A 16,442-nucleotide genomic window follows, 5' to 3' on the forward strand; every position below is an offset into this window, starting at 1 on the left:
CCCGCGTTGCTGTTCAGCGCCCGGCGATGTGCCCCGCGACGTACTCCGCGTCCGCCCCGACCAGCGCCACTGTTGAGGACGCGTGCCTGGTGAGCCAGGGGAGCCCCACGGTGTAGAGGCCGGGGACCTCGGTGACGCCGCGGGAGTGGCGCGGGTAGTTCCACTGGTCGAGCACGGGGATGTCCAGGAAGCTGAAGTCCAGCCCGTAGCCGGTGCTCCAGATGACGGAGGTGATGCCCTCTGCGTCGAGATCGAGGCGGGCTCCTGACTGCGCCGGCTGCCAGTCGTCGGCGGACGCAGGCTCTTCCGTGGGCGCGTCGATGCCGGCCGCGGTGATGTACGCGTCAAGGATCAGCTTCATCCGCTGCCCGAACCCCGCCTCCGCCAGCGCCAGACGGGCCGGGAGGTCGTCACTGAAGACGAGTACGCCGTCGTCCGCTCCCTCCAGGTGGCCGTGCAGCCGGACGCCCCGGCGGCCCAGGTCCCGCAGGCGGATGCTGTGCCCGCCGTCGTTGCCGGAGATCAGCGGATTGCACATGAACCGTGCGGCGGGCGAGGGGAGCTGCTCCGCCTGCAGGCTGTTGATGCCGTAGTCCGGCCCGTGCCGGTTGACCTGCAGGAGCCAGTAGAACGTGTCCTTGCCGCGGTAGCGCCGCGGCGCCTCGGGGCAGGCCGACACCGACAGGTGCACCTCCCGGCCGGCGGCGAGCAGATCCTCGGTGATCTGCCCGCCCGACTGCCCGGTCCCCACCACCAGCACCGCGCCGCCGGGCAGCTGCGCCGGGTTGCGGTAGTCATGGCTGTGCAGCTGGCGGATGTGCCTGGGGAGTTTGGCGGCCGACGCCGGAACCCGCGGCCGCTGATAGGCCCCGTTCGCCAGGACGACGTTCCCTGCCAGCCAACGCCCTTGACTTGTTTCCACGGCGAAGCCCTCGTTTGCCGTGTAACCGCTGTTTGCCGCGAACCCGCCGTCCGCCCGGGCTACCCGGGTGACCTCGGTCCCCAGCTGCACGGGCGCCGCGATCCGCCTGGCGTAGTTCCGAAACAGTTCGATCACCGCGTCGCGGGGAAGGAACGCGTCAGGCTCCGGGCCGTCGTAGGTCATCCCCGGCAGCATGAAGCAGAAGTTGGGCGTGTTCAGGTAGAACGAGTCCCAGCGGTCCTGCCACGCGCCGCCCAGTTCCGGCCGCTGCTCCAGCAGCTGATGTTCGACGCCGGCCCGGCTGAGCCAATAGCTCGTGGCCAGCCCGGCCTGCCCCGCGCCGATCACCACGGTGTCGACCACGTTGTCCGGTCCTGCGGCGGGGGAGGGCATGGCTACTTTTTCGCGACGTTCGCCTTCGGAGCCTTGGGGGATTTCGCAACCTTCGGCGGCAGTCCGCTCACGTGCTCGAAGGCCTTCTCCACCCAGGCTTTTTCCCGCGCCTCATCGCCGTCGCCCTCGGCATTCCAGATCTTCGGCAGCCCGGTATAGCCGCCCATGGGGCGCTCGGCCGGCCCGAACGGAACGGTCCGCTCCGTACTTTCGAGCAGCTCCTTGTCCGCCTCGGCCAGCTTGATGCCGATGGTGGGGCCGAACAGGCCGGCGAACATGTTGCCGTTCACGAACGCCCCGAGGTTTCCGAACATCGGCTTGATGACCACCTCGGGATGGTCCGGCAGGACCGAGCTGAAGTGTTCCTTGTCGGCGTCGGACGCTTTGGGCATTTCCATGGGTCTTCTCCCAGTAACTAATGGTCACGGACAGGTCTTCCTGCAGGATATGCCCGCGGCCGGGCACGGTACAGGCGTGGAACCAGCCATCCACCCGCGGAATGGCCAGTGCCGGAGCCTCGCTGCCAGCAGCAGTGATGTAATTGCCGACAATCGGGTGGAGTCCTTGCACGAAAAGGCCCGTCCCCGGAGCGCATTTGTTCATCTGAATGCCAGCATCATGGAAAGGCGTCGAACCGTTTCTGCGTCACCTAAAAGCTCACCTAATTATCCGATAGTCAAATCTCAAATCAAGGGTTATGATTTCCAAAGTCTGGCTCAGCAGACTTTGGTTGCGCAGCTTTGACTGACGCATGAACTTGGGGGAAATACATGCTCGCAATGACGAGTAGATTCCGCCTGCCTGCCCTTATCAGTGCAGTGCTGGCGATACTAACGATGCTGGGTACTGTCCCGGCCACCGCAGCCGATACGGCAACGGCTTCCATTCAGGGGACGTTGACGGCTCCCGCCGGAGTCAACCTCGCCGGCGTATCTGTTTACGCCATGACGACGGCGTACCAAATACCGTCGGGCCAGTCCAGCGTCGGTGCGGACGGCAAATACGAAATCACTGGCCTGCCGGCGGGATCCTACAAGCTCCGCTTTGCGGGCCGGAATACCGGCGCCCAGGATCAGTGGTACAAAAACGCCGCCTCCTACGACTCTGCCACCGCCGTGACCGTCACCGAGGGGCAAGCCCTCACCGGCATTAGTGCCACCCTGGTCAAGGGCGCCACGATCAGCGGAAAGGTCACATTTCCGGCCGGTATCAGTTCATCCAACCTATCTGTCTCTGCCGCGTCGGCCGCCTCGCAGTGGCAGGCGATCCAGTCCGAGGTGGGCGCGGACGGCACCTACAAAATCATCGGCCTCCCGGCGGGGTCCTACAAGCTCAACTTCTCCGGCTGGGATACCGGCCTCCAGAATCAGTGGTACAAAAACGCCACTTCCTTTGACACCGCCACGGCCGTGACGGTCACCGCCGGTCAAGACCTCGTCGGAATCAACGCGACGCTGGTCAAGGGCGCCACGATCAGCGGAAAAGTAGCGGTCCCCGCGGGCGTCAGCCTTTCTAATTTTTCTGCCTATGCCTCTCCTGCGGGGTCACAAAGCCAGCAAGTCCAATCCAGTGTGGCGGCGGACGGCAGCTACAAGATCGTCGGCCTGGCCGCGGGATCCTATAAGCTCCGCTTCTCGGGCTGGAATAGTGGCGCACTGGACCAGTGGTACAAGAACGCATCCTCCTTTGACACTGCCACTGCGGTGACCGTCACAACCGGCCAGGACCTCACGGGCGTGAACGTCACCTTGGTCAAGGGAGCCACGATCAACGGTAAAGTCACCGTCCCGGCGGGCCTCAGTCCTTCCAACATTTCCGTCATGGCCTCTCCGACAGCCTCGCAAGACCAGAGCAACCACTGGAATTACGGCAACGTGGCGTCGGATGGAAGTTACACGATCATCGGGCTTCAGGCGGGATCGTACAAGGTGTCCTTTGGCGACGGCTCAGGCCGAACCCTCCAGCAGTGGTACAAGAACGCGTCCTCCTTCAACACAGCCACTGCGGTGACCGTGGCTACGGGGCAGGACCTGGCCGGCATCAATGCCACGTTGGTCAAGGCCGCGACGATTAGCGGGAAAATCACCGCTCCTGCTGGGGTGGAACTCACGAAGGTCATTTACCCGGGCGTCACCGTCGCGATGACAACCGTGAAGGTCTACGCCGCAGGCTCCTCAACGGCGATGGTTGCACAGGGGTATGTGAATCCGGATGGCACGTACCAGGTGACTGGATTGGCCGCCGGATCCTACAAGTTCTTCATTTCCGGCTGGAACACGGGTGCGGCCGACCAGTGGTACGACAAGGCGGGCTCGTTCGCGGCGGCCCGTACCCTGACGGTGACGGCCGGGCAGGACCTGACCGGCATCAACCCTGTCTTGGTCAAGGGCTCCACCATCAGCGGAAAGATCACCGGCGGCGGCACCACGGGCACCTCCGTCAGCATCCTGAACTCCGCGGGGACTGTCGTCAAGGGCGGCTCCTCCAACGCTGACGGAAGCTACAACGTCGGCGGTCTGGCGGCAGGATCCTACAAAGTCGCGTTCAACCGCGCCAGCGGACCCTCCCTTGCGGAAGCACAGTTCTACAACAACAAGCCTGAATCCGCAGGGGCAAGCGTCGCCCAGACGGTGACCGTCGGTGCAAGCGCGGCAGTTTCGAACATCAATGCCACCCTGGTCACAGGCGGCTCGATTGCCGGCGTGTTGACGGACAAGGCGGCAAAACCGCTGCCCAACTCGCGGGTGTACGCCTATACCCGCGATGACAGTCTTGTCACGCGTACGGGGATAACTGACGCCAGCGGAAAGTTCAGTATCGCGGGACTCAGCACCGGGAACTACTTCGTCGTTGCGCAGTCCCGTGCTGACGGATCGAAGGTCTACTCCGGAAACGTCGCCGCTGAGACTAACGCCAGCTCGATTGCGGTCACAACCGGTAAAGCGACCAACATGGGCGCACTGTCCTTCGGCACGGCCCCGCTGGCGTTGACGGCTGCGCCGGTTCCGACGGTCACAGGCACAACCGTGTCGGGGCAGAAGCTGACCGCGGTTCCCGGCAGCTGGGGTCCGGCGCCGGTTACCTTGGCGTACCAGTGGAAGCGTTCCGGGGTGAACATCTCCGGGGCGACGGCCGCGACGTATGTCCTGACTTCCGGTGATATCGGCAAGACGATCACGGTTACTGTGACCGGGTCCAAGGCCGGCTACACGACGGCGGCCAAGACCAGCGCGGCCACCAAGGCGGTCACCGCGCCGCTGGCCCTGACCGCTGCGCCGGTTCCGACGGTCTCGGGACGTACCTTGTCGGGGCAGAAGCTGATGGCGGTTCCCGGCACGTGGGGTCCGGCTCCGGTTACCTTGGCGTACCAGTGGAAGCGTGCGGGGATGAACGTCTCCGGGGCGACCGCTGCCACGTATGTGCTGACCTCGGGTGATGTCGGCAAGACGATCACGGTCACGGTGACCGGATCCAAGGCCGGCTACACGACAACAGCGAAGACCAGCACGGCCACCAAAGCGGTCACGGCACCGCTGGCATTGACGGCTGCGCCGGTTCCGACGATCACAGGACGTACCGTATCGGGGCAGAAGCTGACGGCGGTTCCCGGCACATGGGGTCCGGCTCCGGTTACCTTGGCGTACCAGTGGAAGCGTGCGGGGATGAACATCTCCGGGGCGACCGCTGCCACGTATGTGCTGACCTCGGGTGATGTCGGCAAGACGATCACGGTCACGGTGACCGGATCCAAGGCCGGCTTCACGACAACAGCGAAGACCAGCACGGCCACGAAGGCCGTCACGGCAGTCTAGGACCGCCAGGCGCAACAGGCCTCCGCACCAGACCGCATCACCAGCCCCTACACCAAGCAAGATCCACAAGGAGACCCGTGCCCTTTCCAATCCGAACGTTGGAAGGGGCGCGGGTCTTCGCTCCCCGGGCCTGTGTGTGGCTGGTGGCCTTCTCGGTCCTGGTCTTTCAGCCCGGCGGGCTGTTCCGGTTCACCTGGATCAAGGTGGTCTGGCTACTCCTGGCAATTGGAGTCGGAGCCTTGGTCCGGACAGGGGGGCGGCTGCCGCAGCGCATCCAGTGGGCCCTGTGGGCAATTGTCGTTCTGCTCGCTGTCGCCATGGCGTTCTCCGCCAACCCGCTGGCCAGCTTCCTGGGACGCTGGCCAAGGTTTGAAGGTGCACTGGTCATAGCGCCGTACTTCGCCGTCTTTGCGCTCGGCGCAAAGATCTTAGGCGGGCGCGGCAGAGCCCGAAATTGGGCCACTTTCCGCATCGCGCTCACCCCGGTTGTGGTGATCGTGAGCATCATCAGTGCTTTCGAGGCCGCAGGCTTCCGGCCCCTGGGCGGCGCCGCGGATCTACGCCCCGGGGCCACCCTGGGCAACGCGACGGATCAGGGAATCATCGGAGTCCTGGCGGCCGCTGTGCTGGCACTGCCGGCACTGCGCGGCCGGAACTGGCCAGCCCGAATCGGCCTGGCGGCCGCGGTCCTGACCACGGTGCTGTCCGGTTCGCGTGCAGGGCTACTCGGCCTGGCCGCCGTCGTCCTTGTATTGGCAGCGGCCGCAATTCGGCCCCTCGGCCGTACCCGGGCCGCGGCGGCCGGCGGTGCCTCGCTGATAGTCCTTGGCGTTGCCGCCGTCGCCATTCCCGCGGCCCGGGAACGGCTCTTCAGCTCCGACACGGTCAATGGCCGCTGGCTCCTGTGGGACGAGAGCCTGAAGCTCATCGCCCACCACCCCTGGACCGGCGTCGGCCCGAACAGTTTTGTCGATGCGATCACGGGCTTTCACACGTTGGAGTGGGCCGTCCGGGTGGGAGCCACGTTCCCGCCGGACTCGCCGCACTCATGGCTTCTGCAGGCCGCCGCAGTGGGTGGACTTCCGCTCCTGCTGGGGGCGGCGCTGCTGGCCTTCCTCATTTTCCGCAGTGCCCGTGACAGCATCCGCACCACGGAAGCGGGGGCTGGCCGCGACAATCTGACCGGCGCCCTCGCTGCCGTGCTCGCATACGGGCTGATGCTCCTCACCGCGTTCACCTCGCCCGCCACCACGCCTTTGGCGGCCTTTATCTGCGGAGGCCTGGTGTCGACGTCGCGAGCAGCCGTGCCAAAGGTCCGGCCACCCGCCAAAGCAGCTCCCGCGGTCAGGACCTGGGAATCCTTCCCGGCCGGGGCGGTCGCTACGGGGCTACTCGTGGCCTTGGGACTGGGCATCGCAGTGCCGGCGGCGATCGCCGAATGGCCGATGGCCGAGGCGGCATCCGCCGTCGCGGCCGGAGACCTGACGACGGCGGAGAGCAAGTTCCAGCGAGCCTACGGGCTGCGGCCCTGGGACTCGGATACCGCGCTGTTGGCGGCACAGGCCTTCGCCGGCCCCGCCGCCGACGGGGACGCCATAGCCGCGAACCGCGCCATCGAATGGGCCCGCATTTCCTTGGACCGTACGCCTGGCTCGTCAGAGGCCGCTCTCGCCCTCGCCATCGGCTACATCAACAGTGGAAGCCTCCAACAAGGCAAGGACACGCTCGACCACATCATCGAGCGTTCCCCCTTCGATTCCGCTGCCTATATCCAACGCGGCGTCGCCAACTTCGGCCTCGGCCACGTCCAGGACAGCCTGGCCGACCTCGCCGCCGCGGCGGATCGTGCCCCGGACTCAGCGGAGCCCTGGACCATATTGGCCAGGATCTACGACCGTCTGGGAGACCCGGAAGCTGCGGGGCAGGCGCAGGCACGTGCGGATGCGCTCGGCGTTCGCTAACCGATCCAAAGAGTGTGGCGTGGTAATCCACCCCAAAAATCTCCTGTAGTCTTGTTCCTGTTGTTGTGTTTATGCAGTTCGTAGTTCAGGCAGTACGCGCGGTCGAAAGTCCGCGTTCTTCTGAAGCAGCGGTTTTGAGCACCCCAAACAGGAGGACCCGAAAGTCGGGACAGTTCCTCCACCTTCACGAAGGACAAAAATAATGGCTACTGGTACCGTCAAATGGTTTAACGCTGAAAAGGGCTTCGGCTTCATTTCCCCCGATGACTCCTCACAGGACGTTTTCGCGCACTACTCCGCGATCAACTCCTCCGGCTTCCGCTCCCTCGAAGAGAACCAGAAGGTCTCCTTCGAAACCGAGCAGGGCCCCAAGGGTCCCCAGGCCACCAACATCCAGGCTATCTAATTTCCTTTTAGATACCCGGGACCGTTAGGTTTCGAGCAGGGCCCGTCTTCGGACGGGCCCTGCTTTTGTTTAACCCGCATGCGCCGCTTTGCGAATTCGGCAGTACTGACTACGCGCAGGGAACACCAAGCGACATCCCCGCGAAGGAGCAGTTCAGGCGCGCGTCGCCCCCGGTTCACGCGCGCCCGCAACGATGACCGCATGACATCGTTCACACGCCGAAATGTCCTCAAAGGTGCCCTCGCCGCCGCCGGCGCTGCCGCCGTCGTCCCCGGAACGGCCGGCGCAGCAAGCGCAGCCAGGCCATCCGCCATTCCGCTGGTCCGCAACCGCCTGACCCTCCCGTCCGGCATCGCCACCGGCGACGTCACTATTAATTCCGGCGTGCTGTGGTCCCGCGCGTCGGGTCCGGGACGCCTGGTGGCCAGCCTGCTGGCGGTCGACGACGCCGGGTCCCCGCTCCGCGGCGGCCGCGCGTTCCAGCGGGTGCTGCGCGGGAGCGCCGCCACCGAGCGCACGGACTTCACCGCCCGGATCGACGCCGACCACCTGCCGGCAGGCACCCGCTTCGCGGTGAGCATGTACTTCGAGGACGCCGACGGCAACGCGGGTGAAACCGCCCGGGGCTCCTTCAGCACCGCGCCAGACACCGGGCCGCTCAGCAGCGGACGCCAGTCCCGCCGGCAAAGCTTCGTCTGGACCGGCGACACCGCCGGGCAGGGCTGGGGCATCAACGAGGACATAGGCGGCATGCGCGGTTACGCGGCCATGCACGCCACCACCCCCGACTTCTTCATCCACTCCGGCGACACCATCTACGCCGACGGCCCCATCGCCGCCCAGGTCACCGAACCCGACGGGCAAATCTGGCGCAACCTCGTCACAGAGGAGGTGTCCAAGGTGGCCGAGACGCTTAACGAGTACCGCGGCCGGCACCGCTACAACCTGATGGACCAGAACATCCGCGCCCTCTACGCCGAGGTGCCCGTGATCGCGCAGTGGGACGACCACGAAACCCACAACAACTGGTACCCCGGCCAGATCCTCACCGACAGCCGCTACACCGAACGCCGCGTGGACGTCCTCGCCGCCCGCGGCCGCCAGGCCTGGCAGGAATACCAGCCCATCGCCGGGCTGGGCGGCCGGCACATCGGGACCACGGGCTTCGAACCGGCCCGGATCTACCGCAAGATCTCCCGCGGCCCGCAGCTGGACATCTTCTGCCTGGACATGCGCAGCTTCAAGGACCCCAACACGGACGGCAGGGAAACGCAGCTGATGCACATCCTCGGCCAGGAGCAGGCCGAGTGGCTGATCAAGGAAGTCAGCCGGTCCAAGGCCACCTGGAAGGTGATCGCCAATGACCTCCCGCTCGGCGTGATCGTGCCGGACGGCCCGGTCAACCAGGAGTCCTTGTCCAACCGCGACGCCGGCGCCCCCTTGGGCAAGGAACTCGAGCTTGCCGGGGTGCTCTCCGCGTTCAAGCGCAACCGGGTTAAAAACGTGGTCTGGCTCACGGCCGACGTGCACTACTGCGCCGCCCACCATTACGCCCCGGAGCGCGCCGCCTTCACTGACTTCGATCCGTTTTGGGAGTTCGTGGCCGGGCCCATCAACGCCGGCAGCTTCGGGCCCAACGCCCTGGACGGCACGTTCGGGCCGGAGCAGGTGTTTTTCAAGGCCGGCGCCTACGCCAACGAGTCCCCGCGCAGCGGCGAGAGCCAGTACTTCGGCCACGTGGACCTGGACGAGGACGACGTCTTCACCGTGAGCCTGCGCAACGCCAACGGCACCGTGCTGTGGAGCAAGGCGCTGCAGCCGCAGCGCTGACATCCGTGCCTAACTCGGGTTACGGCGTCGGGCTGCCGCCGTTGACGTTGAGGGTCTCGCCCACCACGAAGCTGGACTCGGCCGAGGCCAGGAACACGTAGGCCGGGGCGAGTTCCGCCGGCTGGCCGGCACGGCCCAGGGGAGTGTCCTTGCCGAACTCGGGCAGCGCTTCCTTCGGCTGGCCGCTGCTGACCTGCAGCGGCGTCCAGATGGGACCGGGCGCGACCGCGTTGACCCGGATGCCCTTGGGCGCCAGCTGCTGGGCCAGGCCCTTGGTGAAGTTGTTGATGCTCGCCTTGGTGGTGGCGTAATCCACCAGCGTGGGCGAGGGGTTGTACGCCTGGATGGACGTGGTGTTGATGATGGTGGACCCGGCCGGCAGGTGCGGCACCGCGGCCTTGGTCAGCCAGAACATGGCGTACACATTGGTCTTCAAGGTGTGGTCGAACTGTTCGTCCGTGATCTGCTCCAGATCCTCCTGCGCCACCTGCTTCCCGGCGTTGTTGACCAGCAGGTCCAGGCCGCCGAGCTCGCGCAGCGCCGTGTCCACCAGCTCGCGGCAGGTGGCCGAATCCTTGAGGTCGCCCGGGGCCTTGACGGCCTTCCGGCCCGCCTTCTCGATCAGGTTGGCGATGCGAGCGGCGTCCTCTTCCTCTTCCGGCAGGTAGGAAAGGACGACGTCGGCCCCCTCGCGTGCGAACGCGATCGCCGTGGCGGCGCCGATGCCCGAGTCCGCGCCGGTGACAATCGCCTTGCGGCCCTCGAGTCGGCCGGTGCCGCGGTAGCTGTCCTCGCCCAGGTCCGCCTTGGGCGTCAGTTTCGCGTCCAAACCCGGCTCGGGCTGGTGCTGCTTGGGCGGCTCGATGTGCTCGTAGGCGGTGACGGGGTTCTTGAACGTGTACTGGTCGGTCATGGTGATCCTCCGCATGGTTGGTCTGAACCGGACTGTGCGTCGTGACGCGGCCCGCATGATGCTAAGCAGGCTTAGCTTCCACCCTAGTCATCAGACCGGGGTCGCTGCAAAGGTCCGCGGCGAGGGGCAGTGCCGAGGTTTCCCGGCAGGGCGCTTCGCGGCCCGGGCTGCCCGCCAAGGGTTGCCCACAAAAGACGGTCGGCCCCGCCGTCGTCCTCTTGTCAGGGTCAGAGCTGCCCGCGCCGGCCCGTCGTTGGAAGGCTGGCGCTAATCGTCCCGGGGGATGAGGATCCACAGCGCGATGTAGACGAACTCGCCCACGCCGAACAGGCCGAAGAACATGAACCCGAGCCGGACGAAAGCCCGGGGGACTTCGAAGCGGTCGGCCAGGGCGGCGCACACGCCGGCGAAGATCTTGCCGCGGCTGGGGCGGACCAGGGTTGCTGCCATTGCGCCACCGTAGCACCAGGTGCCGGTCGCCGTCAGCAGTGATTTTTCGCCCCTGCCGGCGGCGCCACACCCCACCGCCCAGCCCGGCGCCGCACCCCACTGCCACGACCCAGTGTCAGGGCCAAGCGTCAAAGCTGCCCCCGCCGGGCCAGATACGCATTCAGCGCCGGGTTGTCGATGTCGCGGGCCAGCCACGGAATGGCCTCGCCCGCCGCCGCATCACCGAGAATAGCCCGGTGCGAGTGGGCGCGGACCACGAGTTCGCGCAGGCCGCCGCGGCTGGCCATGGTGCCCAGCCGGGCGGCATGGTCCCCGGCCGCGGGGGAGCCGGCCGCGATCGCGACCTCCGCGGCCGTGTCCAGCAGCCGCGCCCGGTACCAGAGATACCAGGGCGTCGTATCGAGACCCCGCTTCAGCCACGCCTCCGCGCCGGCCTGATCCCCGAGCGCCATGCTGAGCCGGGCCTTGGCGCCGGCGGCCAGCGTCAGGTAGCAGTGGTCCCCGGCGAGATCGGCCATCACCCACGAGCGGTCAATCAAGGCTGCGGCCTCGTCCATCCGGCCCACGGCGAGGTACGTCTCACCCCGCAGGCCGGCGACGAACGGCTCGAACGCCGTCCAGTGCTCCTCCGCGATCAGCTCCAGGGCCCGGTCCAGCGTGTCCGCCGCGAGCTCCAGTTCCTCCCGCTGCAAATACACCCGGCCGGCCAGCGCCTCGCTGAAGGCCAGCAGGCGCGGGCCGCCCGCGGCGGTTGCCAGCCGGCTGGATTCCGCGAGGGCCGCCAGCGCCTCCCCGTACCGCGCAGTGTCCGAGGCCGCCATGCCCTTGATCGCCAGGATCCTCGACTGCTCGTCGGCGAACCCGTCCGCGGCCCTAGCTGCCTGGTCCAGCCAGCCGGCCGCGCGGTCCGGGATGCCGCGCTGCACCGCCAGATAGCCCAGCTCCCGGTAGGCCGCCGCTGCCGTTCGCGAAGCGGCCGGCTGCGCCACTGATTTCGACGCCACTGATTTCAATGCCCCGGATTTCGACCCCGGCGACGACTGCGCCCCGGCCTGCAACGACCTTGTTTGCAATGCCTCCGTCTGCAATGCCTCGGCTTTCAGCGCCCTGTGCAGGAGATCGGCCACTTCGGTGCCGCGGCCGCCGGCCTGATGGATGAGGGCCCCGGACAGCGCCACCAAGGACTCGGCGATCAGGTGACTGTCGGCTGTCCGCTGGGCGAGCTCGACGGCGAGCCGCAGCTGATCCAGCCCGCGGTCCACCGATCCCGCCGAGAGCGACGCGCCGGCGGCGTCAAGGTACGAGCGGACCGTGGCCGCACTGGCCGGCATCCCGGGCTCGGCGGCGGCGCCCGCGGGGGACAACGCCCGCCCCACCTCGACGGGCAGGCCGAGGCCGAGCTCCTCCCGGTACAGGTCCCGGCATTTATCCACCTGCTCGCGTGCCCGCCGATATTCGCCCTTGGACACCAGGGCCCTCACCAGCACGGCGTGGCAGTCCGCGTTGAAGGGATCCAGGCGCAGCGCGCGGGTGGCGAGGCCGACGGCGTCGTCCGCCCTTCCCGCCGCCAGCGCGGCGAGGGACGCCTCGTAGAGCAGCGACAGGACGCAGTTTTCGAGCCGGTGCCGCTGATCCTCCAGCCAGGAGTCGAACACCGGGGTGTCGCCGAACGCGAGGCCCTCCAGGAGCTGGCCGTCGAACGTGCGGGCGTCCGCCAGGCCTGTGTCAGCGCCGGTGTCGGCTGCGGGTGCGTCCAGTGTAGCCAGGACATCGCAGCGCCACCCCGGCGGGAGCACCAGCCGCAGCGGGTCCCCGGAGATTGAAGCGGCGCCGATGGTCCGCCGGAGCTCTGACAGGTTCCAGCGCAAGGCGCCGAGGGAATCCCAGGCGTCGGGGAACAGCAGGGCGGCGGTCCGGGCCCGGCCCGTGCCGTCCGGTTGCAGGGCGAGGTAGGCCAGCACAGCCCAGGCCTTGCGGCCACGGGGCTGCCGGATTTCCGTGCCGGCGGACTCAATCCTGGGCGGACCGAGGAGCCGAATCCACGTGTCGGCCATACGAATCATGCTACGCCGCCACCGGTAAGCGGCGGGGGAGCGGCCGGGTAACGGCGGGGGACTGGCGAGGTGGTCACCGGAGCGGAACCGCCTGGAAAACCGGCTGGAAGCTGCGGAAAACCGGGCAGAAATCCGCTCACACGCTCGCTCACACGGTGCCCGCGGACACTGAACACATCCCCACAAGGGACCGGAATCCCAGCCACAGCCGCATCCCACAACTCCACACGGATCACCCGGATCCGGTCCCCGCAGGCCGGCCCGAACAAGTAGCCCCAACAACCAGTTCCATCAATCGCCCGAGGTGCTTTTCAAAAATGGTTATCGTCATTCTGCTCGCAGGACTCTCGGTTTACGCAGCCGCCGCTACTGTCATCGCGGTCCTCCGTGACGGCCGGGGCCACACCCCGCCCGTGCGGTCCACCCGCCCCTGGACGGCAGGGGACCTCCCCAGCGAGCCCTACGCGTCCCCGCGGTCCTCCCTGCGCTGACCGCTTGGGCATGGCCCCCACCTCCGGCACATGGAGGTGGGGGCCATGCCTTGTCGTTGTGCGGTGCGCAAGTCGGCGCCGTGGAAGGCGCGGGTATAACGGAGGTATGGACAGTCGCCCCCCGCAAGGCGGACAGGTCTCTAGACACCGCACCACCGCGGGAGCATCCTAAACGTGTGCGCCTTTCGTGGGGAGAGCGGCGATGGGGGCGGGGAGCTTCCGCCCTGGCGGAGGATCCCGGGGAGCCGGCGGACTCCTGGCAGACGGGTCCCACTTTCCGGGCGTGCGGAGACGATCGGCGAGGGAAGCTGGTACCAGATCATGGACGAAACATCCGATACGCGGCAAAGGTTGTCCACCCGCATCGACGAGAAACAGCAATCCATCCGCTCCTACCTCGGCCGGGAGAGGCCCCGGCGCACCCGGCTGGCCAACATCAGCATTGTGGGCAGCGCGCTGGCCGCCGCGCTCACGGCAGGCCCCGCCTTCGGGGGCACGGGGTTCACCGAAGCGGTGGCGGGAATCTTCAACCTGAGCGACGACTCGCTGGTGTGGCGCGTGCTGTGTCTGCTGGCCGTGATTCTTTCCGTTGCCGCGGCGCTGGCCACAAATTTCGCCACGTCCCATTCGCTGGCGGACCGCGTGAGCGCAGCCGAGACTGCCGGCGCCCAGCTGGAGGGGCTACAGGTCGCGTTGAACTTTGGCCACATTGAGATCGACGAGGCCGTCAAGCTCTATCAGCAATATGCCACCCAGGTGGCCTTCGTCGAAGGACTGTCGGCGCACTGAACCGTACCCGGACTAACGCCCCCATCGTCGTCTTCAGCCCGGGAGCTCCAGGTCGACTTCCACGTCCACCTCATCGCCGGCACGGATGCTGGCCGCGGTCCTGATGGCCTTCTTGACGGGTAGAAGGTACGAGTTGCTCTTGCTGTCCGGGAAGAGCGACGTCGACCACCTCTGCCCGGCGATGCAGGCGCTCACCTTCACCGAACCGAAGCCCTTGCGGAACGGGGCAGCTTCGTCCTTGAGTTGCTCCGCCAGCTCCGGCGGCAACGTGATGAAGTGCCAGCCGGCTTGCTCGGGGTAGTGCCACAGCTCGGCACGGAACGCGTACGACGTCGTCACGCTCTGAGTATGGCACGCGGAGCGAGGCCGCCCGCCGTATGCCACGGATATCCACAACGCCCACATCTGGGCGTCCGACGGCACTGGACCTCTGGCAAGATGGCCAGCATGCAGACCGTCCCCGCCTACGACCTCCGGATCAGCATCCAAGGCACTCAGCCCGAGATCTGGCGGCGCCTCCTCCTCCCCGAAACCATCACCATCCCGCAGTTCCATGACGCCATCCAGCGCGCCTTCGGGTGGCAAGACCGTCACCTTTACGGCATCCGGTGCCTCGATCGCAACGGCGAGCCCCGGGTGATTGTTGGCCCCGACGAAGCGGCTGAGGACGTCGACGCGGAGCTGGCCTCCGGCGTCGTCCTCTTTGAGCTGATAGACGCTCTGAGGACCGGACCCGCTGATTTTGAGTACGAGTACGACTTTGGCGACACCTGGACGCACAAGGTGGAGCTTGTGGAGTCCGGGCTGTGCCCGGAGGGGACCATCACGTGTGTGGAGGGTGCCAACCGCGGGCCTGTGGAGGACTCGGGTGGCCCTCACGGGTACCGCCGGCTCGCGAAGATCCTCGCGGACGAGAACCACCCGGAGTTTTATGACGCCGCCACCTGGTTTGAGGGCGTCACCGGTGAACGGGCCAGGGCGTTCGACGTCGGCGCCTTCGACCTCGACGTCGTCAACCGGAGGCTCGGGCGGCTCAGCCTGCAGCTGTGGCCGCGGCCGCTCACACCGGCCGAGCGGGACGCCGTGCTCCGGCCCATCATGTGGTTCCTGGAAAACTCCGCCGGCGAGGGGCAGGAACTGACGAAGGACGGCTACCTGAAGCCGGCGATGGTCCGGCGCACGCTGGATGAGCTCGGCTGGCACGACGCGATCATGGGCAAGGGCAACCGTGAACTCAACGCCAAGGACGTGCTCAACCTCCGTTTGCACCTGCTGGACTGGAAGCTGCTGCGCAAGCGGAACGGCAGGATGGTGCTCGGCCCGATGGGCAAAGTCGGTCTGGCCGAGCCGGACAAGCTCTGGGGCCACATGGTGGAGACGATCGGAGCCCCGCAGAACGACGCTTTGAAACTCATGACCAGGCTCGCGGCGCACTGGTTGGTCCAGGGATTTGCCCCGTCCTACACCCTGCGCGACAAAGTCATTCTCAGTGCGCTCGAGGCCGCCGGCTTCACGACCCGTTCCGGAGACCCGATCCCGGAGTCGTGGGCGTGGGACATCGACCGCACGGTGCGCGAGTCCCTGGACTGCCTCCAGCTCACGGTTCCCGCCCCGCGCTTCCGGCTTACGGAGAAGGACCTGACCGACGGCGGTCTGAAGTTCCTGCTTCAGGTGCAGGCTCTGTTGGAGGACAGATAGCCGCGGGTTCCTAGCCACCGGGGTTGATGGCGGGTTCTCCGGCGTTTTAGGCGCGCTCTGCCACAGGGATAGCAGGATGTGACCCACTCCATAGAAGTACGACACCGGCCCGACGGCGTTTGGGGGAGGCCGCGGTGGCCGGATTCCGCGGGGTTCCGGGGAAAATGACGCCACGGGGCACCTTCAGCGGGCCGATTTGTGCGGGGTCCCCCCGGCGTGTAAAGTAATTCGAGTCGCCGCCGCTGATGCGGAAAGAAAGCGACCGACCCCCTTCTAAACAGCCTGAAAATGGTCCGCAAACTTGCGCGCTAAATAACGGTGGGGACCTTCTTGAGAGAATGTAATTCGCAGAAATGCGAATTTGCAAAGACTCCCAAGATCGGGTAAGTTTGAAAAGTTGCTCCGGAGCGATCCTTGACCGATTGGTTGTGGTGGTGCCGGGTGTGTCTGTTGTTTGAGAACTCAATAGTGTGCCAAGTTTGTTGATACCAATTTATTGTATTGAATTGGTTGAATTTGCCGGGCCCGCCACCCCGTGGTGTGGTCTGGTGTTTTTAGCTGGTTTCAAATTTTGTGCAGCCTGTGCATCCCGTTTTCCCGGGGGCGCCGGTTGTGTCTGTTTTTCTTCAACGGAGAGTTTGATCCTGGCTCAGGATGAACGCTGGCGGCGTGCTTAACACATGCAAGTCGAACGATGACCCGGTGCTTGCACCGGTGATTAGT

The 16,442-nt window shown here is 66.5% G+C and carries 13 protein-coding genes and 1 rRNA gene; 8 read left to right on the forward strand and 6 right to left on the reverse strand.

Translation table 11 applies throughout. The features are described 5' to 3' along the window. Nucleotides 1–13: 13 nt before the first annotated feature. Together BLQ10_RS17655 and BLQ10_RS17660 are read right to left on the reverse strand one after the other, a co-directional pair. Nucleotides 14–1,315, reverse strand: coding sequence for a flavin-containing monooxygenase (locus tag BLQ10_RS17655; RefSeq protein WP_091564286.1), 1,302 nt, complete (start codon nt 1,313–1,315; stop codon nt 14–16). Between the two features lie 2 nt (nt 1,316–1,317). After that, on the reverse strand, nt 1,318–1,713 hold the full coding sequence (locus tag BLQ10_RS17660; RefSeq protein ID WP_091564288.1) for a TfoX/Sxy family protein: 396 nt from the start codon (nt 1,711–1,713) through the stop codon (nt 1,318–1,320). A gap of 381 nt (nt 1,714–2,094) precedes the next feature. Here BLQ10_RS17660 and BLQ10_RS17665 point away from each other — a divergent pair, with 381 nt between their 5' ends. The 4 genes from BLQ10_RS17665 (at nt 2,095) to BLQ10_RS17680 (ending at nt 9,324) form a co-directional block, all read left to right on the forward strand. Continuing rightward, on the forward strand, nt 2,095–5,127 hold the full coding sequence (locus BLQ10_RS17665) for a carboxypeptidase regulatory-like domain-containing protein (protein ID WP_175558677.1): 3,033 nt from the start codon (nt 2,095–2,097) through the stop codon (nt 5,125–5,127). 77 nt (nt 5,128–5,204) lie between these two features. Further along, on the forward strand, nt 5,205–7,088 hold the full coding sequence (locus BLQ10_RS17670) for an O-antigen ligase family protein (protein WP_254785649.1): 1,884 nt from the start codon (nt 5,205–5,207) through the stop codon (nt 7,086–7,088). A 202-nt stretch (nt 7,089–7,290) separates the two neighbouring features. Next, nucleotides 7,291–7,494: a cold-shock protein gene (locus tag BLQ10_RS17675; RefSeq protein WP_011690916.1), complete on the forward strand. Its 204-nt coding sequence runs from the start codon at nt 7,291–7,293 to the stop codon at nt 7,492–7,494. Nucleotides 7,495–7,695: 201 nt separating this feature from the next. Then, on the forward strand, nt 7,696–9,324 hold the full coding sequence (locus BLQ10_RS17680) for an alkaline phosphatase D family protein (protein WP_091564294.1): 1,629 nt from the start codon (nt 7,696–7,698) through the stop codon (nt 9,322–9,324). A gap of 19 nt (nt 9,325–9,343) precedes the next feature. Here the strand turns inward: BLQ10_RS17680 and BLQ10_RS17685 are convergent, their stop codons facing one another. The 3 genes from BLQ10_RS17685 to BLQ10_RS17695 all read right to left on the reverse strand — a co-directional run bounded on the left by BLQ10_RS17685 (nt 9,344) and on the right by BLQ10_RS17695 (nt 12,741). Beyond that, entirely contained in the window at nt 9,344–10,237 is an 894-nt protein-coding gene (locus BLQ10_RS17685) for a glucose 1-dehydrogenase (protein ID WP_091564296.1), read from the reverse strand. Between the two features lie 267 nt (nt 10,238–10,504). Beyond that, nucleotides 10,505–10,687, reverse strand: coding sequence for a PspC domain-containing protein (locus BLQ10_RS17690; protein ID WP_091564298.1), 183 nt, complete (start codon nt 10,685–10,687; stop codon nt 10,505–10,507). Between the two features lie 128 nt (nt 10,688–10,815). Continuing rightward, on the reverse strand, nt 10,816–12,741 hold the full coding sequence (locus BLQ10_RS17695) for an AfsR/SARP family transcriptional regulator (protein WP_091564299.1): 1,926 nt from the start codon (nt 12,739–12,741) through the stop codon (nt 10,816–10,818). Between the two features lie 317 nt (nt 12,742–13,058). Between BLQ10_RS17695 and BLQ10_RS22465 the strand changes: the two genes are divergently transcribed. Next, the gene (locus BLQ10_RS22465; RefSeq protein WP_175558678.1) at nt 13,059–13,232 is read left to right on the forward strand and encodes a hypothetical protein; all 174 of its coding nucleotides are present in this window, start codon (nt 13,059–13,061) and stop codon (nt 13,230–13,232) included. A gap of 321 nt (nt 13,233–13,553) precedes the next feature. Further along, nucleotides 13,554–14,021, forward strand: a complete 468-nt coding sequence (locus BLQ10_RS17700) for a hypothetical protein (protein ID WP_091564301.1) — start codon at nt 13,554–13,556, stop codon at nt 14,019–14,021. Nucleotides 14,022–14,054: 33 nt separating this feature from the next. Here BLQ10_RS17700 and BLQ10_RS17705 read toward each other — a convergent pair whose 3' ends face one another. Beyond that, nucleotides 14,055–14,360, reverse strand: coding sequence for a DUF1905 domain-containing protein (locus tag BLQ10_RS17705; protein WP_091564302.1), 306 nt, complete (start codon nt 14,358–14,360; stop codon nt 14,055–14,057). A gap of 108 nt (nt 14,361–14,468) precedes the next feature. Between BLQ10_RS17705 and BLQ10_RS17710 the strand changes: the two genes are divergently transcribed. Together BLQ10_RS17710 and BLQ10_RS17715 are read left to right on the forward strand one after the other, a co-directional pair. After that, nucleotides 14,469–15,719 carry a plasmid pRiA4b ORF-3 family protein gene (locus BLQ10_RS17710; protein ID WP_175558679.1) on the forward strand — a complete coding sequence of 417 codons (1,251 nt, stop codon included), beginning with the start codon at nt 14,469–14,471 and terminating at the stop codon, nt 15,717–15,719. A 626-nt stretch (nt 15,720–16,345) separates the two neighbouring features. Next, nucleotides 16,346–16,442: ribosomal RNA gene (locus BLQ10_RS17715) — 16S ribosomal RNA — on the forward strand; the annotation flags it as partial.

It is taken from the genome of Arthrobacter sp. ok362 (assembly GCF_900102785.1).
Classification (GTDB): Bacteria; Actinomycetota; Actinomycetes; order Actinomycetales; family Micrococcaceae; genus Arthrobacter.